The organism is Lacinutrix sp. Bg11-31, assembly GCF_002831665.1.
In the GTDB taxonomy this organism is placed as follows: Bacteria; Bacteroidota; Bacteroidia; order Flavobacteriales; family Flavobacteriaceae; genus Lacinutrix.
This window is the reverse complement of sequence record NZ_CP025118.1, coordinates 2,190,641-2,214,787: the sequence shown is the minus strand read 5'-3', so window position 1 is coordinate 2,214,787 and position 24,147 is coordinate 2,190,641. Positions and strand designations below refer to the sequence as shown.

Here is a 24,147-nt window from a genome sequence, read left to right as displayed (position 1 = left end):
CTAATATAAATTTATGTCAGATCAAGATTCAAAAACATTTGCTTTAGAAGACCCACAATTATTTGGGCACCCGAAAGGATTGTTTTATTTATTCTTTGCAGAGCTATGGGAACGTTTTAGTTTCTATGGTATGAGAGCGTTATTAACGCTTTATATGGTAGAAAAAATATTTGCAGCCATTACAGAAAGAGATGCTGCAACAGCTGTTGTTTATGCATCTTATGGTTCTTTGGTATACGCGTCAACAGTTATTGGAGGTCAAATCTCTGATAAAATATTAGGAATGCGTAGTTCTATCTTTTTGGGTGGAATATTAATGGCCTTAGGCCATTTTGTTTTAGCTGTTGAAAATGATATTGCTTTTTTCTTAGCCCTTGCATTAATAGTTGTCGGGAATGGTTTTTTTAAACCTAATATTTCAACTTTTGTAGGTGCATTATACAAAGATGGAGACGTAAGAAAAGATTCTGGATTTACTATTTTCTATATGGGAATTAATATTGGTGGAATGGTTGCTCCTTTTTTATGTGCTTGGCTAGCTGTTAAATATGGTTATCATTATGGTTTTGGTTTAGCAGGTATTGGAATGTTGGCAGGTTTAATTTTCTTTTGGAGCGGAATCAAAAAAAATGTTTTTGGAGATAAAGGAATGCCTCCAAGTCAAGAAGTTTACAATAAAAAAATAATTGGTGTCCCACAAAAAACTTTAATTCCAATCATTGCATTTTTATCAGCACCAGCTATAGCTTGGCTACTAGCATCTTGGAAAGATAATTATGTTACTGGAATTTTTAAATTTATAGGTATAGCTGTTTTAGTATATCTTGCTTATATTATTTATAATTTAAAGACCAATGAGGCTCGAAAAAAATTAGTGATGGCTGTTTTAATCACTTTTTTTATGACTTTGTTTTGGGGATTCCATGAACTATCAGGAAGTGTAATTACCTTATTTGCATCGAGAAATGTTGATCTAGATGGTATTATGAGTGCAGGACAGACTAATGGGTTAAACTCAATGTTTATAATTATTTTAGCAATCCCTATTTCACTTTTGTGGGGATATTTATCAAAAAGAAAATTAAATCCAAGAACGCCTTATAAATTTGGTTTAGGACTATTATTTGCAGGTTTAAGTTTTTATATTCTTTCTATAAGTGGTACTAGTGCAGATGAAAACGGAATGGTTCCTTTTTATTACTTATTTGCAATGTATTTTATTATTTCAATAGGAGAGTTATTTATGTCTCCAGTAGGATTATCAAAAATAACAGATTTATCACCTAAAAACATTGTTTCTTTTATGATGGGAGTTTGGTTCTTATCATCTGCTTTTGCATTTCAAATTGTAGGTTTTATTTCTGAAGAATTGGCTATAGAAAATACGCCTGGACAAGTTATTAATCCTTTAGAAACTTTAAGTGTTTATACAGATGGTTTCCATTTAATTTCACTTTACGCAATTGGAGCAGGAGCTGTTGTATTACTACTATCTCCATTAATGAAGAAGTTAATGGGTAACGTACACTAAAAATAAACTAACTAATTTTTTTACATATGAATACTGATATCGAAAATTTATTTGAAGACAAAGTAATTGGACATCCAGCAGGACTATTCGTCTTGTTTTTTACAGAAATGTGGGAGCGCTTTTCGTTTTATGGAATGCGTATTCTTTTAGTGTTATTCTTAACAGCACCTTTAATAGGCGATAACCCTGGTTGGGAATGGCCAAGAGAACACGCTTTAGCGTTAATAGGTACTTATGCCTCACTTTTATACCTAACACCAATTGTTGGTGGTTGGGTTGCAGATAAGATTACAGGTTATAAATGGGCTGTAGTAATAGGTTGTTTTATCATGATGCTAGGTCATGCTTCAATGGTATTTGAAACACAATTTACTTTGTATTTAGGTTTAGCATTATTAGTTATAGGAACTGGTTTTTTTAAGCCTAACGTAACTTCTATGATCTCTGAAATGTACAAAGGCAAAGAATCTAAAAAAGACGGAGCTTACACTATATTTTATATGGGAGTTAATGCTGGTGCCTTTTTTGGTATGATGCTTTGTGGGTATTTAGCAGAAAATATTGGATGGTCTTGGGGATTTGGTCTTGCAGGGATCTTTATGTTTTTAGGAATGTTACAATTCTGGTTAGCTAAAGATTTATTTGGACAAATTGGTGAAAAACCTTCTAAAGTTTATGAAGTCGAGCTTCCTCAAAATATTAATGAAGTAAGTCCTACCGAAAATGTGAAGTCTGAAGAAAAATTAAACCCTTTTACTGGTTTAGACAAAATATTAATAATCCTTTCTTCTTTAGGAGGGCTTCTGTATCTATTTAATGATCCAATGTCTAAAGTTGGAAATGTGAATATGTTAGACTTTAGTATTGGTGATTTGGACGGTTCTAACGTAACCATATTAACTGCTCTTGTTTTATTTTTATATTTAATAATATCTAGAATTTCAAGATACTCTCGAATTATAAGAGACAAAATTATTGCTGTTTCTATTTTTGGAATTTTTACTGTATTTTTCTTTGCAGCTTTTGAGCAATCTTTAGGGTCTATGACGATTTTTGCGAGAGATTATACCAGTAGAGCATTATCAGGTTCTTCTGCAATGATATTTAAAATTGTAGATTTAATTTTAACTGTTGGACCTTTAGCTATTATTAGTTGGGTATTATATTTATTATTTAAGAAAACATATTCTAAAATTCCGTATTCTAATATTATTCTAGCGTTGGCATTTGTTGCGCTTTGGGGAATAGTAATTTGGAAGGTAAATAGAGAGTTTAGTAAAGATGCTACAGAGGTAGGAGCGTCTTGGTTTGGTATTTTAAACTCCTTTTTTATTATTACACTAGCACCTTTGTTTTCAAAATGGTGGGAAAGTAAATACAATCCTAGTGCTGCAATGAAATACGGTTTAGGTCTTATTCTTTTAGGGTTAGGATTTGGTGTATTAGTTATGGGAACAATGGGCATTGAACAAGGTGCAAAAACAGCATCTGTTAGTATGTTCTTTTTAATATTTGCGTATTTATTTCATACTATGGGAGAACTTTGTATTTCGCCAGTTGGTTTGTCTTATTTAAGTAAATTAGTACCAGGAAGAATGATAGGTTTTATGTTTGGTATTTGGTATTTAGCCATTGCTATTGGACAAAAAGCAGCAGGAACAATGGGAGGAATGATTGATAAAATTTCAGAAGAACACGGTTTATCAACTTTCTTTTTAATATTTACATTAGTACCAATTGCAGTTGGTCTTATAGCGGTAGTTTTAAATCCTATTCTTAAAAGATTAATGCATGATGTTAAATAGTAGAGAACAAAATTTTAACAAAACGTCTCAATAGAGACGTTTTGTTTTTTTCGTAACTTTGGAACACTATTTGCAACTACATTAAAAAATATAATTTAGTAATATGAAAAAGTATATTGTTTTAGCATTGTTTACAGTTTTTGCAACTGTAACACTATCTGCACAAGAAATTAATTGGGTAACATTAGAAGAAGCAGTAGCGCTTCAAAAAAAGAATCCTAAAAAAATAATGATGGATGTTTATACCTCTTGGTGTGGACCATGTAAAATGCTTGACCGTAATACGTTTGCAAATAAAGACCTAGCAGAGTATGTAAATAAGCATTTTTATGCTGTAAAGTTTAATGCTGAAGGCAATGAAGTAATTAAATTTAAAGATAAAACATTTGAGAACCCTAATTACGATCCTGCAAAAGCGAAGCGTAGAAATTCGGCACATCAATTATCACGTTATTTTAGTGTAAAAGCATATCCAACAATAGTGTTTTTAGATGAAAAAGCAGAATTTATTGCTCCAGTTACAGGTTATAAAAAACCACAACAATTAGAATTGTATCTAAAAATGTTTAAAAAAAATGAGCACACAGGTATGGATACTCAAGCAAAATTTGATGCTTATTTTAAAAAATTCAAACCAGAATTTGCACAATTATAAATAGAACTACTCTATTATAAAAGCTCCCTTTTCACCAGTATAGTGAAAAGGGATTTTTTGTTTAATACATGTTGCTCTCCAACGCGCAACATAAGATTTGTAATTACTACCATCTGCAATAACCTGTTTAGGTTTTAATGAATCTATTAGTCTATCCATATTTAGTCTTGGAGATTGTGTAAGAAAAATAAAATCAGGTTTTAGTAGCTTTACTTTGTGTATACCAAGGCTATCAATAATTAATACAGTATTATTTTTAGTCTTAATAAAAGAAGGTACTTTATAGGTGTTAATTTCTGTAATGGTGTTGCCAATCGTGTAATCTGTTAAATTACTAAATTGAGAAAGGCTATCTAAACTAGAAAATACATTGAGTTTATCCTGCTTCTTTTGCCCAATAACGGTATATCTATTTTTATGAAAGAAAGTAAGTGTCTCTGTGCTGTTATTGTATTTGGTATAGACATTAACACCTTGAAAAAGTAAAACCGAAACCAAAGTTAATTTCAACCATTTATAGTTTTTCTTGATCCCTAATTGCACAAATGCTATAGCAAATAGGTAAGCAGCAATAACTTGCCACCCATTAAAAGAAATATCTTTAAATAAGAAGCTTTCTTGAAGCGACAACCATTTCATTAAATCATTCATTCCAGATATAAGAAAGCCAAAACCATCGACAAGAAATTTTGGTAAAGCATTACATAAAGCGAGAATAATAACTAAAATACCAATACCTAAAATGAAACCCAAAAATGGAATTATTATAATATTGGCCACAAAAAATAAACCAGGGAATTGATGAAAGTAATATAGGCTAATTGGCACAACACCAAACTGTGCAGCAATACCAACCGTAAAATAATCCCAAGCTTTACTTAAGAAAAAGTTTTTAGGTTGCCACAATTTCACCAATCGTGGTTGTATGGCAACAATAGCAACAACTGCTAAATAGCTTAACTGAAAACCAACATCAAACAAAAATAAAGGCTTAAAAAGTAATAACACAAATATTGAAATCGCTAATGTGTTATAAATATTGGTTGGTCGTCGCAAATGCATACCAACAGCAATAATACTAAACATAGTAACTGCACGAGTTACAGAAGCAGATAAGCCAGCAATTATAGCAAAACTCCACATCAATACCACTAAAATAATTATAGTTATTTCTTTGCCATATTTAAAGCGTTTTAATGGCTTTAATGCAAAATTAAGAAGTAACAATATCAAAGCGACATGAAGACCAGAAACAGCAAGAATATGCACCGCTCCAGCATCTGTATAACTATCGTAAATATCTTTACTAAGATCTTGACGTTGTCCTAAAATTAAAGCGTTTATAATAGCCAAAACATCAGGCTCAAAAGCATAGGTTTTTAGTTTTGTGTTAATAGTTTCTCTTACTAAATCCGCATATCCAAAAACAGTATGTTTGTTATCGCTTACGCGGAAAAGCCTTATGGGTTTTACATACAATTGTTTAAAAACATATTGTTTTTCGAGATAACTTCTATAGTTAAACTGATACGGATTTATAGTCGAAACAATAGGTTGAAATTCTTCGAAAGTAATATAAATATTATCAACCTTTAGAGCTTCATTTAAACTATCTCTCGAAACATTAAGTAATGCTTTGCCAGAAACGGAAGCACCGGCTATTTTTAAAATGTCAACAATATATTTATCGTTATAATTCCCGGATTTTAAAGTGGTTCTAATTCTAAAAGTGATTAGCTTTTCAGCTGAATCAATATTTGTGTAGTTTTTTTTATCTAACTTCTCGTCATGAAAATTAGTTACAAGTACTCCAATACAAACCATTGTTAAAAAACTAGCAACACCAAACCAAATGGTTTTGGTTCTTTTGTTTTTAGAAATGAAATAGAGTAGTGTTAATAGTGACAGAAGAAAAGCTGTTGCATACAAAATAGTAGGTAGTGGAATAGCTATAAAAAAAGCGATTAGAATTCCAAGAACTAAGCAAGCCGTTAATTTAATTATAGTGAAGTTAAGAAGTTTCACTCTTTGAAGATAGTAAATAAAATCTTACAAATAACTAATAATCAGTTTAAAAGTAGAATGCTTAAATTTTAATCTTGCTAGTTTTTGTTGCAAAACGATTTATTGTGTGCCTTAAACTTAAAGTACACGTCTAGCTTGTACAAAAGCAAAATACCAATACTTTTCTTTTAATTTAGAGGTAATAACGCCTTTACTAGTAGTAGAATGTATAAACTCTACATCTTTACCATTAATAGCAGTAACTAAGCCTACATGGTTAACTTTTCGGTTATTTTTTTTTGTAGCAAAAAATAATAAATCACCTTCACGAACTGTTTTTAAGTCTATCCAGTCTCCTGCTTTTGCCATTGCACTCGATACACGAGGAATAGTAACGTTATCTTCTTTAAAAGCTGTGTAAATTAAACCAGAGCAATCCATTCCTTTTTTAGTTGTACCACCATATTTATAACGTGTGCCTTCATATCTTTCGGCATTATTAATAATGGATTGTGCTATTTTAGGAACAGCAATACTAGAAGCGTTTGTGTGCTTTGGAGTCTTTTTAATCGTTTTTGTAGTTTTCGATTTTCTAGTAACTACGCGTTTGTTTTTAGTGCTTCCGCAACTAGATAATGTGATTATAGTAAGTAGGATTAGGGCGATTTTTCGCATTTTAGGAAGTAATGTTTATAGCGTTGTAAATAAGTTTAGCAGTATTCGCACTAGCTCCTTTTCCTCCTAAATCTCTTTCTAAATCGTAATAATCAACAAAGAATTTTGTGCGTTGGTATTTGTCTAATAAAATATCTAACTCTTTTTTTAACCTTATAGTGTTAAAGTCTCCTTGAATAAGTTCGGTTACAGATTCCTTATTTAAAATTAAATTGACTAAAGAAATGTAATCTAAATTAACAACACGTTTGCCAATCTGGTAAGACACCCAACTGCCTTTATAACAAACAACTTGAGGTACTTTAAATAATGCCGTTTCTAGTGTTGCAGTTCCAGAAGTAACTAGCGCTGCTGTAGAAACACTCAGTAAATCGTAGGTTTTATTGTTTAAAAAATGAACGTTAGACTTTTTAATAAACTGCTGATAAAACTCAAAATCTTGACCTGGAGCTCCTGCAATTACAAACTGATACTCTTTATAATCGTCAACCAAACTAAGCATAACCGATAAGATTTTTTTAATCTCTTGCTTACGGCTTCCTGGTAATAATGCTATAATTGGCTTTTCGCTTAAGCCATTTTGTTTTCTAAAGTTAAACTCATCGACTTGATGTCTGTCTCCAATAGCATCAATTAATGGATGTCCAACAAAGTGTACTGGAAATTTATGTTTGTCTTCGTAAAATTGTTTTTCGAAAGGTAGAATAACATACATTTCGTCGATATCTCTTTTAATAGCTGCAATTCGGCCTTCTTTCCAAGCCCAAATTTGTGGAGAAATATAATAGTGGTTTTTAAAGCCTTTAGGTTTTGCCCATTTGGCAATTCGTAAATTAAAACCAGGATAATCTATGTAGATAATAACATCTGGATTAAAGGCTTCAATATCTCGTTTGCAAAAAGACAGATTTTTTGCAATGGTTCTAAGGTTCATTATTACTTCCGAAAAACCCATAAAAGCAAGCTCACGATAATGTTTCACTAGTGTGCCACCAACAGCCTGCATAAGGTCGCCTCCCCAAAATCTAAAATCGGCATTTACATCTTCGCGAAGTAATGCTTTCATTAGGTTCGAGGCGTGTAAGTCGCCAGAAGCTTCTCCAGAAATAATATAGTATTTCATTAATTATAATTTATTCAGAATAAAAACTAAAGCTACTAAAACAATAGCAATTAAAACACCTTTAGCATAATCTTCTTTTTTCTTATTCAAAAAATAATAGAAAACTGGAAGGTTTAGCAAAACACCAATACTAGCACGTTTTCCTAAAACACTTGTAGATAGGATTCTATTAATAATTTCTTGAAAAGATAAGTCTAATGTTAATCCAATAATTATGGTGTAAATTGAAATACCAATAAAGGTTGTTATTACACCAATAAAAAATCCAATAATTATAGCTTTTTTATTCATCGAAAGTCCAAGTGTTTAGTTGTTGTATAGCATGATGTGCTGTTAAGTCGAATTGAACAGGAACCACAGAAACGTAACCGTTTTCTAAAGCCCATTCATCTGTATCTTCACCTTTGTCGTAATTTACAAATGTTCCTGTTAGCCAATAATAATCTTTGCCTTGAGGAGTTTTCCGTTTATCGAATTCTTCCTTCCAATTTGCTTTCGCTTGTCTACAAATTTTAATGCCTTTTAACTTATTTTTGTCTAAGTTTGGTATGTTTACATTAAGTACAATGCCTTCGGTTAGACCTTCATTTAAAACATTTTCAGTAATTGTTTTTATGTAAGATTTAGAGTGTTCAAAATTTGCATTCCATTTATAGTCTAAAAGCGAAAACCCAATAGCAGGAATACCTTCAATTCCAGCTTCTATAGCAGCACTCATAGTGCCAGAATAAATAACATTTATTGAGGAGTTACTACCATGGTTTATACCAGAAACAACCAAGTCTGGACGTCTATCTAGAATTTCGTTTACTGCAATTTTTACGCAATCTGCTGGTGTTCCAGAGCAGCTATAAGCATCATAATCTCCTTCGTCTACATGAATTTTTTCAACATGCAAAGTAGAGTCAAGCGTTATAGCATGTCCCATTCCGCTTTGTGGACTATCTGGTGCAACAACAACAACGTCTCCCAAGGTTTTCATAATACTTACTAAAGTGATAATGCCTGGAGCAGTTATACCATCGTCGTTTGTAACTAAAATTAGTGGTTTGTTTTTCATTTAAAGCCTTTAATAGCAGGCTAAAATACATAATTTCTATAGTATTCCCCTAAATTTCGTGGTTTAACAAAAAATTAGGGTGTCAACAGATACTTGGCACGGTTTTTTCTTCTATTTTAGTGGAAATTTTCCCCCAATAACGATACTATAAAAGATAACATACATATGAAAAGGAAATATAATATATTAATGCTGGTGCTTTTGTTAGCCTTTGGTTCTTGCAGTTTTACAGCCAAAGTGGATAACGATCCAGATAAAGATAAACTGTTAGTACAGATTATTACATTGGCTTTAGAACAACTGCATTTTGAGCCAAAAGATTTTAACGACGAATTTTCTAAAGATGTTTACACAACATATTTAAAACAAATAGATCCTTTAAAGCGTTTCTTTTTAAAGAGTGATATAGAAGAGTTTGAGAAATTTGAAACTGAAATTGACGACGAACTTAAAGTATACGACATTACATTTTTTAATGTTACCAATGAACGTTTGATGCAACGTATGGCTGAAGCTAAGTCTTATTATAAAGAAGTTTTAGAGCAACCTTTTGATTTTAATATAGATGAGGATTTTAATACAGATTACGAAAATCACGACTATGTAAAGAACAAGAAGAACTTGAAAAACCGTTGGAGACAGTTATTAAAATTTAGTACGATTTCTAATTACGACGAGTTAATTAGAACACAAGATAGCGATACAGTAGCAACAGAAGAAGATGGTAAGCTAAAAATTAAGAAGTCGCTTAAAGCGCTAGAGATTGAAGCGCGAGAAGAAACTTTGAAAAATCTAGACGTATATTATACAGATTACGTAGAGGATTTACAGCGTAAAGATTGGTTTGCAATGTATATAAACGCTATTGTTGAAGAGTTCGATCCACACACATCTTATTTTGCACCAAGAGATAAAGAGCGTTTCGACCAACAAATGTCTGGTAAATTAGAAGGTATTGGAGCAAGACTTTCTAAAAGAATGGATTACACTAAAATTGTAGAAGTTATTTCTGGAGGTCCAGCATGGAGAGGTCAAGATCTTGAGGTTGGTGATATTATTTTAAAAGTGCGCCAAGAAGACGAAGAAAAAGCGGTAAGTATTGTTGGTATGCGTATTGATGATGCTATAAAATTAATAAAAGGTCCAAAAGGAACTAATGTGTATTTAACCCTTAAAAAGGTGGATGGTTCTATAGAAGATATTATAATTACTAGAGATATAGTAGAGTTAGAGGAAACTTATGCTAAATCGTCTACAGTTATTAAAAACGAGAAAAAATACGGAGTTATTAACTTACCTAAATTTTATATCGATTTCACAGATTATAATGAGCGTAATGCAGCTTCAGATATTAAGCAAGAAATTGAAAGACTAAAAGCTGAAGGTATGGAAGGTTTAGTTTTAGACCTTAGAAATAATGGAGGAGGATCTCTAAAAACGGTTGTAGATATTGCAGGTTTATTTATAAAAGATGGACCAATTGTACAAGTACGCTCTACAAACGAACCAAAAGAGGTTTTAGAAGATACAGACGATTCTATTATTTGGGATGGACCTTTAGTAATTATGGTTAATGAGTTATCAGCATCAGCTTCAGAGATTTTGGCTGCAGCTATGCAAGATTACAAACGTGCTATTATTATTGGAAGTAAGCAAACTTATGGTAAAGGAACTGTTCAAAATATATTAGACTTAAACAGAATGGTGCGTAATAGTTCTCATGGAGATTTAGGAGCTATTAAAATTACGCGTCAGAAGTTTTATAGAATTAATGGAGGTTCAACACAGTTAGAAGGTGTAAAGAGTGATGTTGTGGTTCCAGACCGTTACAGTTTTGTCGATATTGGAGAACGCGATCAACATAACCCATTACCTTGGGATAAAATTGAAGCGGTAAAGTACGATTACTGGAATAGTTATTTCGATTACGATACTACAATAAGTAACAGTAAAGCGCGTATGGAAAACAATCCGCAATTAAAGCTTATTGAAGAAAATGCAAAGTGGATTAAAACACAAATGGATGAGAATGTTTATTCTCTAAATTATAAAAAATATAAAGCAGAATTAAAAGCTGACGAAGAAAAAGCAAAAGAATATGATGCTATTTCGGAGTATAAAACAAACTTGTCTTTCGAGTCTTTACCTTATGAAACTTCTCTTTTTGAAAAGGATACCGTTTTAAAAGAAAAGCGAGTAAGATGGCACGAAAGCTTAAGTCAAGATGTATATATGGAAGAAGCATTAAATGTGCTTGACGATTTAAAAATGACCTACGAAATTAAAAAAGTAGCAGCCATAAAAGATTAAATAACATTGAGTAACAAAGCAAACTCATTAAGTAAATTAGCGCTTCAAAAATTCAAAAAGAATTTTTGGGGCGTTTTTAGTTTCTATTTTATCGTGTTTGTAGGTGTTATTTCTGTGTTTGCATATGTGTTTGCTCCAGATAATTCAAGGTATGCTAACCAAATGCATGTTTCGATACATTCTAAAGCACCAGGTTTTAATGTAGACTTATTAGTGTTGCCTTCTCAAATTAAAAACGAGCAAGGTTTTTTTGATAAATTGTTCTTTGGAAACATTAATACTGTAACCGAAATTCCTATATCTCAGCACACTATTTCGGGTAATACAATAAGTTATACCGAATATGTTTCCGATGGATTAACAGGTATTGAAAAAGTATATACTATTGAAGATAAAACCATTAAGCCAGAGACATTAATTACTAAAAAAACGTTCTACTTAGGTACCGACAAATATGGTAGAGATTTGCTTAGCCGTATTTTGGTAGGCGCTCGTATTTCATTTTTTATAGGTTTTGTAGCGGTTTTTATTTCTTTGGTAATTGGAATATTTATGGGAAGCGTAGCAGGCTATTTTGGTGGTAAAGTAGATGCTTTTATTATGTGGATAATAAACGTGACTTGGTCTATACCAACATTATTGTTAGTTATAGCAATTACTTTGGCTTTAGGAAAAGGTTTCTGGCAAGTATTTATCGCAGTAGGTTTAACAATGTGGGTAGAAGTTGCTAGAGTAGTGAGAGGACAAATTATTAGCGCAAAAGAAATGCAATATGTTACTGCTGCTCGAGCTTTAGGTTTTAATAACTATCGTATAATTACTAAGCATATTTTACCAAATATAATGGCTCCAGTAATTGTAATTTGCGCAGCTAATTTTGCTGCAGCTATATTAATAGAAAGTGGTTTAAGCTTCTTAGGTATTGGTGCACAACCACCAATGGCGAGTTGGGGAGCAATGATAAAAGACCATTACAATTATATTATTCTTGGTAAACCGTATTTAGCCATTATTCCTGGCTTGTGCATCATGTTCTTAGTTATGGCATTTATGTTAATTGGTAATGCCTTACGCGATGCTTTAGATGTGAAGAATTAACTGTAAGCATCTTTTTCTTAATAGATTGATTTTAAAAAAAACAAGAATTAACAGCCTCCTTTTGGCCCAAAAGTAAAAGCAAATTCTTGTTCAATAATTTTACCATTATTATTTTTTGCAGGCTGCCATTGTCCTGGTATATTACTTATTAATTCTGTTAATTTTTTGTCTAAAATAGAATAGCCTGTTGTTCTATCTATTCTTACATGCTTAATAGTGCCTTCTTTTGTAATGGTAAAGTAAATTTTCGCGGGACGTACTTTTTTATTATCTAAGTTTGCTGTTTCTTCTTTACTGTTTATAATTAGATAATTTAATATTGCATCTTCTCCTTCTGTATATACTGCTTCTTTTTCTGGAGTTATGGTGTAATGAGGATTAAATTTCTTTTCTTCATTTATTAATGCATCAGTGTTTTTTTCTTGAAAAAGTGTTTTCATAGAAAAGTGAGTGTTGTAATCAAGAGATTTAAAAAGCGCTTTTTGAGATTCATTTAATTTTTCAGAAGTACCATATATACGTTTTTCTGTTTGTCTGTCGTTTTCAATAATTATTATTTCAGTAGAATTAACGCTCTCAATTTTCTCGTTTTCATGATCGCGATTAAATGGAAAAATAGTTGTTGCATTGTACAAGTCTGTTTTGCTAATAGCTTCAAACCTTGAACTTATTCCGTAGTAATACTCAGATTCAGATTCTCCAGGTGTCATGTTTTGGTCTTCTGATTCAAGTTGTGCAGTGTCTTTTATATTTAATTCACTTTCATTAGAAACTTTACAGTTAGTGAAGCTAAAAGCAATAAAAATTAAGAAAATTAATAGAGTGCTTTGATTTTTCATGATTACTATTTTTAAGATTAATGTCTGTCAAATATATAGAGAGGACAAAGATTAATCTGTACAACAAATGTAAAAAAAGTGTAAATTCTTTGTAAAACACGAAATTTTTTTTATAATATAATGAATTATATAGAATCAAAAATCTTCTTAAACTTCTCAGGTAGCACGTCTTTTACAGACAGTTTCTCTTGAGTAAAAGGATGAGTAAACTTCAAAGAATAAGCATGTAAGTATAAGCCTTTGCCATTTAAAATTAAATGCTCAATATTATAGTCTTTGTCGCCCAAAATTGGATTTCCTATACTTAGTAAATGTTTTCGTAGTTGGTGTTTTCTACCTGTTTTAGGTTTCAGCTTTACTAAATTAAGCATGCCAAATCGTTCAGAAAGAACGTTTGTTTTTACTTTATAATGAGATTGAGATGGTTTGTTATCAATATCTGTAGTTATTTCACCTTTTGGCTGCATTTCACCAATAGTTACAGCGTAATAAGATTTTTTAATTTTTTTATCTTCAAACAATTTGTTTAAAGCACGAATACTGCTGTTCGTTTTTCCTATTAATAACAAACCTGTTGTTGGGTAATCTAACCTATGTACAGGTTGAGGTGTTGTTCTGTCAAGAAGATTGCTGGGCTTTAAGTTTTGAATCAATGCATTCGCTATCGTTTTAAAACTATTACCACTTACCAATATGCCACCAGGTTTATGTACGATTGCCAAATAATCGTCTTCGAATATTACGTTTAGCTTTAAAATTAGTTTTGTTCTAGGCTTATTGCTTTCTGGAATTGTTAAACAAATAGTTTCTCCACCAGAGATAAAAGTTGCAGAGGTGGCACCAATGCCATTAACAGTGATGTATTGTTTTTTTAAAGCTTTTTTTAATGCAGATTTTGTAAAAACTAAATTAAAGATACCAACACCATATTCTTGAAGTCTAATTGACTTTGCTAGTTTTGGAACGATGTGGGTTTTAGTTTGGTGCATATAATTAATGCTTTAAATTTGGGAATATAATGGTTCTAATAAATTAGTTCTCAACCATCCCATCATTCAATTCTCCAATATATCCAAGCACTTCTTCTTTACCAATATCTTTAGAGCTAGAAGTAATAAAATGTTTAGGCATTTCTTCCCAAGTTTCTAACATGACATTTTTGTAGTCTTCAACGTGCCTTTCAATAGCTTTAGGTTTCAGCTTATCCGCTTTAGTGAAAATAATACAAAACGGAATCCCTGCTTCTCCTAGGTATTGCATGAAATCTAAATCTATAGGTTGTGGCTTATGTCTAATATCTACCAAGGCAAACGCGCAAACAAGTTGCTCGCGTTCCTGAAAGTATTTAGTAATAAATTTCTGAAACACCTTTTTTGTGCTCTTAGAAACTTTTGCATAACCATAACCAGGTAAATCTACCAGGTACCAGTCTTTATTAATAAGAAAATGATTAATAAGTTGAGTTTTTCCAGGTCTTCCAGAAGTTTTAGCAAGACTTTTTTTGCTAGTAAGCATATTAATAAGTGACGATTTACCAACGTTACTTCTGCCAATAAAGGCATATTCAGGCAGCATATCTTTTGGGCATTTTGCCACATCAGAATTACTTAATACAAATTCAGCAGACTTAATTTTCATCTTTCTCATTCCTGGCGAAGGCAGGAATCTCATTATTAATTAAACAAAACACTCAAGCAAGTTAAATTTTAACCAGTTGATTAAGCTACAAAAGTAAGCACATTTAAGTGAGCAAAAAAGAGTAAGCACTAAAAATAGGGCAACAACTTAAGATATATGATAAGTATAATGATATCTTCTTCCTAGAAAGTGAGTCTAGAAAAGGTTTTTTATTAGAGTAAGACTAATGAGTAAAGATTGAAAAATTAAAACTGGGATGAACCTAAAATTTACGCTCTTTCAACCAGTTTCCAAGAATTTCATTAAATTTTGTAGGATGTTCCATCATGGCAGCATGTCCACATTTGTCAATCCAAAACAAATCAGAATCCGGAAGTAATTTATTAAATTCGTCTGCAACATCAGGAGGTGTAACCGCATCATTTCTTCCCCAAATAATACAAGTAGGTGTATTCATCTTTGGTAAATCTTTTGCCATATTATGCCTAATAGCACTTTTGGCAATAGTAAGCGTTTTAATTAGTTTAATTCTGTCGTTTACAGTTTCGTAAACTTCATCAACAATTTCTTTTGTTGCTACAGCAGGATCGTAAAAAACATCTTGTGCTTTTTTCTTAATCACTTCGTAATCACTACGTTTTGGGTAGCTTCCGCCCATTGCGCTTTCGTATAAACCTGAGCTTCCTGTAATAATTAACGCTTTTACTTTTTCAGGATTCATTTTTGTAAAATAAAGACCAATATGTCCACCAAGAGAGTTTCCTAATAAAATAACTTCGTCAAATTTTTTAAATTTTAAAAACTCACCTAAGTACTTAGAGAATGCCTTAACGTTGGTTTTTAAAAGAGGCATAGTATAAACAGGTAATTGTGGTATAATGACTTTGTATCCTTCATTACTAAAGCGATCTATAACAGCATCAAAATTGCTTAGGCCACCCATAAGTCCATGTAGAACTATTATTGGCGTGCCTTCTCCAGCTTCAATGTAATTAAATTTTCCTTCAGTAATAAGTGTATGCGACATTAGGGTTTTTTAGTCAATCGGTTAAAGCAAATATAGTTATTTCAAATAAATAATTAGAGTATTATTTAGATACTTCGTAAAACTATGCTATTGTACATATCAACAGTTGTTTATTACTAATTTTGTTATTTCTTAATCGTCTGAAAACAACGTGTTTAAAGGTTGGCTGGCTTTTTTTTGTGCTTAAAACACAAGCGTATTTCAATTACTTATTAACAAAGTGGTAAAATGTGGTAAAATGTGGTAAAATTTTCAATATATTTGACTCTTATACGTTTATATATAAAAAACCCACATTGAACTCATTAATAGGAACATACGAATGTAAAGCAGACGCTAAAGGAAGGCTAATGCTTCCGGCTGCGCTTAAAAAGCAGTTGTCTCCTGTGTTGCAAAATGGTTTTGTGTTGAAACGAGCAGTTTTTCAGTCGTGTTTGGAATTGTATCCAATGGCGGAATGGGAGGTGTTAATGCAAAAGGTAAACAAGCTTAATCGCTTTAAGAAAAAGAACAACGATTTCATCCGTAGGTTTACTGCAGGTGTTAAAATGGTTGAGGTGGATGCGAGTGGAAGATTGTTGATTCCTAAGGATTTAACGGTTTTTGCTAGTATTTCTAAAAACGTGGTTGTGTCTTCGGCAATTAATATTGTTGAGATTTGGGATAAGGATAAATACGAACAAGCCATTGACGATGCAGCTGTAGATTTTGCAGATTTAGCTGAAGAAGTTATGGGTCAAGATGAAGATGAAAATGGAATATCATAATCCAGTATTATTAAAAGAAACAGTCGATGGTTTAAATATTAAACCAGACGGAATCTATGTGGATGTCACTTTTGGTGGTGGTGGACATAGTAGAGAAATATTAAGTCGTCTTGGAGAAAAAGGAAAGTTATTTGCTTTCGATCAAGATGCAGATGCGCTTGAAAACAAAATTGATGATCCAAGATTTACACTTATTCATGAGAATTTTAGATTTATAAAACGTTTTTTAAGATTTTATGGTGTTAAAGAAGTAGATGGGATTTTGGCAGATTTTGGTGTGTCGTCTCATCAATTCGATGTTGCTGAGCGTGGCTTTTCAACACGATTTGAAGCTGAGTTGGATATGCGAATGAATCAAAAAAATCAGCTATCTGCATATCATGTTATTAATGAGTATGACGAAGCGCAAATTAAGCAAGTGTTGTTGCAATATGGTGAGTTGCGAGCAGCTCCAGCAATGGCAAAGTTAATTGTTGAATTTCGTAAAGATGAAGTGATAAAAACTAGCGATCAGCTTAAAAAGGTAATGAAGCAGTTTTTGTCTCCTAAGCATGAAAATAAAATTTTAGCTCAAATATATCAAGCCATTAGAATTGAGGTGAATCAAGAAATTGAAGCTTTAAAAGAGTTTCTAGCGCAAACACCAGAGGTTTTAAAACCTAATGGAAGGTTAAGCTTAATAAGTTATCATTCTTTAGAAGATAGATTGGTGAAGCGTTTTATAAGAAACGGATTGTTTGAAGGTGAACCAGAAAGAGATGTTTTTGGGAATTTTGAAGTACCACTTAAAAAGGTTGGAAAGTTAATTATTCCTTCAGCAGAAGAAATAAAAATAAACAATAGATCTAGAAGTGCTAAACTTCGTATTGCTGAAAAAATTTAAATAAATTGTCACTTCGAGTGATTTGTGAAGTATGAACAAATTGTATCGAGAAGTATTTTAAAAAAAATACCGCTTTCGCGGAAACTGAAGATGAAAAAAAACATCTATAGCGTATTAAGAGGAACGTTTCTAGTTAGCGACGATTCTTTCAAGAATTGGAGAATGATTTTCTTTGTTTCTGGCTTGGCTATAGTGATGATTGCAAGTTCGCATAGTGCAGATAAAAAAGTATACGAAATTGCAAGGTTGGGTAATGAGGCAAAAGAGTTGCGTTCGGCATTTATAGAAGGTAGAGGTCGATTGATGGAATTGAAAAAAGAATCTGTCGTCTCCGCAAAAATGAAAGAAAAAGGCTTGAAAACTTCAGAAGTTCCGCCTCAAAAAATAAAAGTTAAACCACAAAATAAAGAGTAGTTCAGTCTTGGCAGTAAACGAAACGAACATATTAAACCGATTGTATTTTGTAGCTGGATGTATGTTCATCTTCGGCCTTGCTGTGGTTGTAAAATTATTACTAATCCAGTATGTGGATGGTGATAAATACCGCGAATTAGCAGATAAGGGAACTATTGAAAACAAGCCAATTCCTGCAAACAGAGGTAATGTGTATTCTGTAAACGGAAACTTGTTGGCAACATCAATTCCTAAATACGATATTAGAATAGATACAAAAACACCAAAGAAAAAGGTGTGGCAGGAGCAAATTGGACCATTGTGCGATTCGTTATCTAAATACTCGGGAAGATCTTCTGGTTATTACAGAGAAAATTTAAGAAAAGCACGCGCGAAAAAGAACCGATACTATTTGTTGGCTCGTGATATTGGGTATTCAGATTATATAAGGTTGCGCGATTTTCCATTATTAAAATTAGGTGCTTTTAAAGGTGGTCTAATTGTGGAGCAAACAACAAAGCGCGAACATCCAATGGGAGGGATTTCTATGAGAACTATAGGTTATGAGCGAACAGATGAAGATGGTAATATAACACGTGCAGGATTAGATGGTGCATTTGGAGAGAAGTATTTAAAAGGTGTCGATGGGCATCGAATGAAGCAGAAAATAGGTAAAGGCCAGTGGAAACCTATTAAGGATTCTAATGAAATTGAACCACAAGATGGTTATGATATTTACACAACTATAAATGTAAATATTCAGGATATTGCACATCACTCTTTATTAGAGCAACTAGAAAAATACGATGCAGAGCATGGTTGTGTTGTTGTCATGGAAGTTAAAACTGGAGAGATTAGAGCTATTTCAAACTTAGGGAAATCTAAATCTGGTAAGTATTACGAGAAAAGAAATTATGCTGTTTGGGAGTCTCACGAACCTGGTTCAACTTTTAAATTAATGGCAATAATGGCTGCTTTAGAAGATAAAGTTATAGATACTTCTACCATTATTGATACTAAAAGTGGGTACAAAACATTTTATGGAAGAGGAATTACAGATACGCGTGGTTATGGTAAAATTTCTGCCGGAATCGCATTCGAGAAATCTTCTAATATTGGTTTAGCATCTATTATAGATGATAACTATTCTAAAAACCCAAAGAAGTTTATAGATAGGTTAAAACAATGGAAGCTTCATGAAAATTTAGACTTGCCAATTGTAGGTGAGGGAGATCCTGTGATACCAGAGCCAGGTGATAAGATTTGGAGTAGAAATGCATTGCCTTCAATGGCTTATGGTTATAATATGCAATTAACACCATTGCAAACCTTAACATTTTATAATGCTATTGCTAATGATGGTGAGATGTTAAAGCCTCGTTTTTTGCGTCAGGTAAAAGAGTTAGATAGGGAGATTGAGAGTTTTGAAAAAGTAGTGCGCGTAAAGAAAATTGCTTCAGATGAAACTATTAAAAAAGCACAAAAGCTTTTAGAGAATGTGGTGGAGTATGGTACCGGAAAAGGAATGTATTCAAAATACTTTTCTATGGCAGGAAAAACAGGAACTGCAAGAACAGATTATAGCAATTTTGAAAAGTGGAAAAAAGATAAAAAGTATGTGTCTTCTTTTGCGGGTTATTTTCCTGTCGAGAATCCTAGGTACTCTTGTATTGTGGTAATACATAAACCAAGTATAAAAGTTGGATTTTATGGAGCAGATGTTACAGGTCCAGTGTTCAAGCGTATTGCGCAAAAGATTTTTACTGATACACCAATTATTGATGAGATAGAATCTTTGGAAGTTGAAAACGCTTCAATAGATAAAGAGTTTCAAAATTTTTATGATATAGCAAATACCTATTTAACAATCATGCCAAGTGTAATTGGTTTGCCGATAATGGATGCTTTGGCTTTGTGTGAAAATTTAGGGTTAAAAGTAAAAATGAATGGTGATGGCGTTGTGAAATCGCAATCCATACCAAAAGGACAAAAAGTAAAGAAAAATCAAACTATAGTTTTAGAATTATCGTGAATTTATTAATAGATATATTATATAAGGTTACTATCAATGCCGTTGTTGGGTCAACAGGTGTGTCTATAGGTAGCATCCATTTTAACTCAAAAAATATTGTTGTAAACGATTTGTTTGTTGCAATAAAAGGAAGTGTTGTAGATGGACATGATTATATAGAAAAGGCAGTGCAGCAAGGTGCAGTTGCTGTGGTTTGTGAGCAGTTGCCAGAAGCGTTAAAAGATTGTGTTAGTTATATCGTAGTAGAAGATTCTAGTTCAGCATTAGCTGTTATGGCTTCCAATTATTATGGTAATCCATCATCAAATTTAAAATTAGTTGGTGTTACTGGAACTAACGGAAAAACAACCATCGCAACCTTGTTATTTCAGCTCTTTAAAAAGGCTGGTTATAAAGTAGGTTTGTTATCTACTGTTGTTATTAAAGTTGATGAAAAGGATTATAAGGCAACACATACAACGCCAGATTCTCTAACGATTAATCGTTATTTAAAGGAGATGAATGACAAAGGAGTTGAGTTTTGTTTCATGGAAGTGAGTTCTCATGGTATTCACCAAAAAAGAACTGAAGGTTTAGAGTTTGTAGGAGGTGTTTTTACCAATCTTACTCACGATCATTTAGATTATCATAACACGTTTGCTGAATATCGCGACATTAAAAAAACGTTTTTCGATAACCTTGGGAAGCATGCTTTTGCAATAACGAATGCAGATGATAAAAATGGAGCAGTAATGCTTCAGAATACAAAAGCAAAACAATATAAATACGGATTAAAAAATTACGCAGACTATAAAGCTCAAATTCTTGAAAACTCTTTTAGTGGAATGTTGCTAAAGGTTAACGATAGTGAGGTTTGGACAAAATTAATTGGCGGATTTAACGCTTCGAATGTTTTGGCTATTTACGCTACAGCGGAATTGCTAGGACTTGAGAAAACAGAAATTCTTCGCTTAATAAGTCTTTTGGAAAGCGTAAGTGGAAGATTTCAGTATTTAATTTCTGAAGGAAAAGTAACAGCGATTGTAGATTATGCACATACACCAGATGCATTGAAGAATGTATTAGAAACAATAAACAGTATTCGTACTAAAAATGAAGAATTAATAACTGTTGTTGGTTGTGGTGGAGATAGAGATAAAACAAAGCGTCCAAAAATGGGGCATATTGCTTCAGCTTTAAGTACTAAAGCCATTTTTACAAGCGATAACCCAAGAACTGAAGTTCCTGGAACTATTATAGAGGATGTAGAAAAAGGTGTCGAACCTCAAAATTTCAAGAAGACGTTGTCTATTGTAGATAGAAAACAGGCTATTAAAACTGCTTGTCAATTGGCGAACGAAGGAGATATTATATTAATAGCAGGAAAAGGTCATGAAACCTATCAAGAAGTAAATGGAGAACGTAGTGATTTTGATGATTTCAAAATTGTAAAAGAATTATTAAAACAATTACAAAAATAAATTTTTTTGTCATTCCTGCGCATGCAGAAATCTACAATAAGAACAAATAATAAAAAATAGAATATGCTGTATTACCTATTCGAATATTTAGAAAAACAATTCCAATTAACAGGAGCGAGTGTGTTTCAATTCATCACGTTTCGTGCTGCATTGGCAATCATTTTGTCTTTGTTGTTTTCTACAATTTTCGGAAAGAAAATTATTCGAATACTGCAAAAAATGCAAGTTGGAGAATCTGTTAGAGATTTAGGTTTAGATGGACAAATGGAAAAAGCTGGAACACCTACAATGGGTGGAATTATTATTATTCTAGCAACATTAATTCCTGTTTTGTTGTTAGCAAAATTGGATAATATTTATGTAATCATGCTAATAGTAACTACGCTTTGGATGGGATTAGTTGGTTTTACAGACGATTATATAAAAGTATTTAAAAAAGATAAAGCAGGTTTAAGCGGAAAATTTAAAATTTTAGGTCAAGTTGGTTTAGGGATTTTTGTAGGTGCTATTATGTATTTTCATCCAGGAGTTACTATTAAGGAGGATGTTGGTTTGGTAGATAATATAGAAGTAGTACAGGTTGTAGATGGTGAAACACAACAAATTAGACCAGAAGTAAAATCGACAAAAACAACAGTTCCTTTTGTAAAAGATAATGAGTTCGAGTACTCAAAATTAATAAGTTGGTTGGGTGATGATTATAAGAAATATGCATGGTTAGTATTTATTCCAATTGTAATTTTTATTGTAGCAGCAGTATCAAATGGAGCTAATTTAACAGATGGTATCGATGGTTTGGCTGCAGGAACTTCTGTTATAATTGTTTTTGCGCTAGCTATTTTTGCTTTTGTTTCTGGGAATATTATTTTTTCCGATTATTTAAACGTCATGTTTATTCCGCGATTAGGAGAGCTTGTGGTGTTTATTGCAGCTTTTGCTGGAGCGTTAATAGGTTTTCTATGGTATAATACGTATCCAGCTCAGGTATTTATGGGTGATACAGGAAGTTTAACTATTGGAGGAATTATTGCGGTAATTGCAATAGCTGTTAGAAAAGAGTTGTTAATTCCGTTATTATGTGGAATCTTTTTTGCTGAATCACTTTCGGTAATTCTGCAAGTGAGTTGGTTTAAATACACAAAGAAAAAATATGGTAAAGGACGACGCATTTTTAAAATGTCGCCTTTGCATCATCATTATCAAAAAGGAGGCTATCACGAAAGTAAAATAGTAACACGATTTTGGATTGTCGGTATTTTTCTGGCAATTCTAACAATAGTTACACTTAAGTTGAGGTAAAAGGTTGTTATTCCTGCGAAGCCAGGAATCCACAAATAAATGAATAAAGTAAATAGATTCCTGCCTTCGCAGGAATGACAAAAAAGGAAATTGAAAAAACAAAGACTAGTCATATTAGGAGCAGGAGAAAGTGGAGTGGGAACTGCGCTTTTGGCGAAAGCAAAAGGTTATGCAGTATTTGTTTCAGATAAAGGAATAATAAAAGAAAAGTACAAAGAAGTTCTTATACATAATGAGATTGAATGGGAAGAGCAACAGCACACAGAATCTAAAATTCTAAATGCAAATGTTGTAATGAAAAGCCCTGGGATTCCTGATAAGGTGGCGTTAATTCAAAAGCTTATCAGTAATAATATTCCAGTCATTTCTGAAATTGAATTTGCTGCCAAATATACCAATGCAACACTAGTTGGTATTACTGGAAGTAATGGAAAAACAACAACAGCGTCGCTAGCATATCATATTCTAAAACAAGAATTAAATGTTGGATTAGCAGGGAATATTGGAGATAGTTTTGCGAAGCAGGTTTTAGAAGATGATTTTGAAAATTATGTGCTAGAAATTAGCAGTTTTCAATTAGATGGTATTGTCGAGTTTAAGCCAAACATTGCTGTGCTTACCAATATTACACCAGATCATTTAGATCGATATGATTATAAATTTGAAAACTATATCGATTCAAAATTCAGAATTGCTTTAAATCAAACAAAGGATGATTATTTGATTTATGATGCAGACGACGAGGTGATAAATAACTGGTTAAGTGAGAATACTATTCAATCAACATTATTGCCATTTTCATTAGTGAAAAAAATCGAAAATGGTGCGTATTTAGACAAGGAAAATATAAAAATAACAATAGATAATAATCAAATAATTATGCCAACAAAAAATCTAGCTTTAGAGGGGAAACACAATGTTAAAAATGCAATGGCTGCATCAACTGTAGCGCATTTGCTAAAAATTAGAAAGCAAACCATTCGTGAAAGTTTAGAGAATTTTCATGGTGTAGAGCATCGTTTAGAGCAAGTGCTTAAAATTAACAAAGTGCAATATATAAACGATTCTAAGGCTACGAATGTAAATGCGACTTATTACGCATTAGAAAGCATGGATTCGCCAACAGTTTGGATTGTTGGTGGAGTAGATAAAGGAAATGATTATACAGGATTGTTTCCATTTATAAACGAAAAAGTGAAGGCTATTATTTGTTTAGGCATAGACAATGAAAAGCTAATAGAGAGCTTTGGGAATATGGTTGATATTATTGTTGAAACTCAATTTATGAGTGAAGCTGTAAAGATTGCTTATAAAGTTGCTGAAGCAGGTGATAATGTGTTGCTGTCTCCAGCTTGTGCAAGTTTCGATTTGTTCGAAAACTATGAAGATAGAGGAAGGCAATTTAAAGAAGCAGTAAGAAATTTGTAATAAATTATGTCATTCCGAGGAGCTTTTCGCGACGTGGGAATCTCTTGATTTGAAGGAATAGCTAAATAAAAAAATAAAGAAGCATATTGTCACGCCAAAAATAGGCTCGCAATAACGAAA

At 32.3% G+C, this 24,147-nt stretch carries 21 protein-coding genes; 12 read left to right on the top strand and 9 right to left on the bottom strand.

Annotation, left to right across the window (positions count from 1 at the left end):
- Positions 1 to 13: 13 nt before the first annotated feature.
- From CW733_RS09985 to CW733_RS09975, 3 genes are all read left to right on the top strand, one after another.
- On the top strand, positions 14 to 1,531 hold the full coding sequence (locus CW733_RS09985; protein WP_100997047.1) for a peptide MFS transporter: 1,518 nt from the start codon (positions 14 to 16) through the stop codon (positions 1,529 to 1,531).
- Positions 1,532 to 1,557: 26 nt separating this feature from the next.
- Positions 1,558 to 3,336 (top strand): peptide MFS transporter, encoded by a 1,779-nt coding sequence (locus tag CW733_RS09980; protein WP_100997046.1) that lies wholly within the window; start codon positions 1,558 to 1,560, stop codon positions 3,334 to 3,336.
- A 103-nt stretch (positions 3,337 to 3,439) separates the two neighbouring features.
- Positions 3,440 to 3,991: a thioredoxin fold domain-containing protein gene (locus tag CW733_RS09975; RefSeq protein WP_100997045.1), complete on the top strand. Its 552-nt coding sequence runs from the start codon at positions 3,440 to 3,442 to the stop codon at positions 3,989 to 3,991.
- Positions 3,992 to 3,997: 6 nt separating this feature from the next.
- Here CW733_RS09975 and CW733_RS09970 read toward each other — a convergent pair whose 3' ends face one another.
- The 5 genes from CW733_RS09970 to surE form a co-directional block, all read right to left on the bottom strand.
- On the bottom strand, positions 3,998 to 6,016 hold the full coding sequence (locus CW733_RS09970) for a ComEC/Rec2 family competence protein (protein ID WP_100997044.1): 2,019 nt from the start codon (positions 6,014 to 6,016) through the stop codon (positions 3,998 to 4,000).
- A 117-nt stretch (positions 6,017 to 6,133) separates the two neighbouring features.
- Positions 6,134 to 6,670, bottom strand: coding sequence for a C40 family peptidase (locus CW733_RS09965; RefSeq protein ID WP_100997043.1), 537 nt, complete (start codon positions 6,668 to 6,670; stop codon positions 6,134 to 6,136).
- Position 6,671: 1 nt separating this feature from the next.
- The gene (gene lpxB / locus CW733_RS09960; protein WP_100997042.1) at positions 6,672 to 7,793 is read right to left on the bottom strand and encodes a lipid-A-disaccharide synthase; all 1,122 of its coding nucleotides are present in this window, start codon (positions 7,791 to 7,793) and stop codon (positions 6,672 to 6,674) included.
- Between the two features lie 3 nt (positions 7,794 to 7,796).
- Entirely contained in the window at positions 7,797 to 8,084 is a 288-nt protein-coding gene (locus tag CW733_RS09955; protein WP_100997041.1) for a hypothetical protein, read from the bottom strand.
- Positions 8,077 to 8,853 carry a 5'/3'-nucleotidase SurE gene (gene surE / locus CW733_RS09950; protein ID WP_100997040.1) on the bottom strand — a complete coding sequence of 259 codons (777 nt, stop codon included), beginning with the start codon at positions 8,851 to 8,853 and terminating at the stop codon, positions 8,077 to 8,079. Before surE ends, CW733_RS09955 begins: the two co-directional genes overlap by 8 nt.
- Before the next feature lie 165 nt (positions 8,854 to 9,018).
- Here surE and CW733_RS09945 point away from each other — a divergent pair, with 165 nt between their 5' ends.
- Both CW733_RS09945 and CW733_RS09940 read left to right on the top strand, forming a co-directional pair.
- Positions 9,019 to 11,163, top strand: coding sequence for a carboxy terminal-processing peptidase (locus tag CW733_RS09945; RefSeq protein ID WP_100997039.1), 2,145 nt, complete (start codon positions 9,019 to 9,021; stop codon positions 11,161 to 11,163).
- A gap of 6 nt (positions 11,164 to 11,169) precedes the next feature.
- Positions 11,170 to 12,261 carry an ABC transporter permease gene (locus CW733_RS09940; protein WP_100997038.1) on the top strand — a complete coding sequence of 364 codons (1,092 nt, stop codon included), beginning with the start codon at positions 11,170 to 11,172 and terminating at the stop codon, positions 12,259 to 12,261.
- 47 nt (positions 12,262 to 12,308) lie between these two features.
- On the opposite strand, the gene CW733_RS09935 is transcribed toward CW733_RS09940, so the two are convergent.
- The 4 genes from CW733_RS09935 to CW733_RS09920 form a co-directional block, all read right to left on the bottom strand.
- Positions 12,309 to 13,100, bottom strand: a complete 792-nt coding sequence (locus tag CW733_RS09935; protein ID WP_100997037.1) for an energy transducer TonB — start codon at positions 13,098 to 13,100, stop codon at positions 12,309 to 12,311.
- Positions 13,101 to 13,225: 125 nt separating this feature from the next.
- Entirely contained in the window at positions 13,226 to 14,089 is an 864-nt protein-coding gene (locus CW733_RS09930) for an RluA family pseudouridine synthase (RefSeq protein WP_100997036.1), read from the bottom strand.
- Between the two features lie 43 nt (positions 14,090 to 14,132).
- Positions 14,133 to 14,738 carry a ribosome biogenesis GTP-binding protein YihA/YsxC gene (gene yihA, locus CW733_RS09925; protein ID WP_100997035.1) on the bottom strand — a complete coding sequence of 202 codons (606 nt, stop codon included), beginning with the start codon at positions 14,736 to 14,738 and terminating at the stop codon, positions 14,133 to 14,135.
- Between the two features lie 262 nt (positions 14,739 to 15,000).
- On the bottom strand, positions 15,001 to 15,765 hold the full coding sequence (locus tag CW733_RS09920; RefSeq protein WP_100997034.1) for an alpha/beta fold hydrolase: 765 nt from the start codon (positions 15,763 to 15,765) through the stop codon (positions 15,001 to 15,003).
- A gap of 296 nt (positions 15,766 to 16,061) precedes the next feature.
- Here CW733_RS09920 and mraZ point away from each other — a divergent pair, with 296 nt between their 5' ends.
- The 7 genes from mraZ to murD all read left to right on the top strand — a co-directional run bounded on the left by mraZ (position 16,062) and on the right by murD (position 24,027).
- Complete coding sequence (gene mraZ, locus CW733_RS09915) at positions 16,062 to 16,532, top strand: division/cell wall cluster transcriptional repressor MraZ (RefSeq protein ID WP_100997033.1); 471 nt, start codon at positions 16,062 to 16,064, stop codon at positions 16,530 to 16,532.
- Positions 16,519 to 17,415, top strand: coding sequence for a 16S rRNA (cytosine(1402)-N(4))-methyltransferase RsmH (gene rsmH, locus CW733_RS09910; RefSeq protein ID WP_100998766.1), 897 nt, complete (start codon positions 16,519 to 16,521; stop codon positions 17,413 to 17,415). Before mraZ ends, rsmH begins: the two co-directional genes overlap by 14 nt.
- A 90-nt stretch (positions 17,416 to 17,505) precedes the next feature.
- Complete coding sequence (locus CW733_RS09905) at positions 17,506 to 17,829, top strand: FtsL-like putative cell division protein (protein WP_100997032.1); 324 nt, start codon at positions 17,506 to 17,508, stop codon at positions 17,827 to 17,829.
- 61 nt (positions 17,830 to 17,890) lie between these two features.
- A complete protein-coding gene (locus tag CW733_RS09900) occupies positions 17,891 to 19,840 on the top strand; it encodes a penicillin-binding protein (protein ID WP_198520132.1) in 1,950 nt (649 codons plus the stop codon).
- Positions 19,837 to 21,300, top strand: coding sequence for a UDP-N-acetylmuramoyl-L-alanyl-D-glutamate--2,6-diaminopimelate ligase (locus CW733_RS09895; protein ID WP_100997030.1), 1,464 nt, complete (start codon positions 19,837 to 19,839; stop codon positions 21,298 to 21,300). The genes CW733_RS09900 and CW733_RS09895 overlap by 4 nt, the downstream gene beginning before the upstream one ends.
- A 63-nt stretch (positions 21,301 to 21,363) precedes the next feature.
- Positions 21,364 to 22,599: a phospho-N-acetylmuramoyl-pentapeptide-transferase gene (mraY, locus tag CW733_RS09890; protein WP_100997029.1), complete on the top strand. Its 1,236-nt coding sequence runs from the start codon at positions 21,364 to 21,366 to the stop codon at positions 22,597 to 22,599.
- 90 nt (positions 22,600 to 22,689) lie between these two features.
- Entirely contained in the window at positions 22,690 to 24,027 is a 1,338-nt protein-coding gene (gene murD / locus CW733_RS09885) for a UDP-N-acetylmuramoyl-L-alanine--D-glutamate ligase (protein ID WP_100997028.1), read from the top strand.
- Positions 24,028 to 24,147 lie beyond the last annotated feature (120 nt).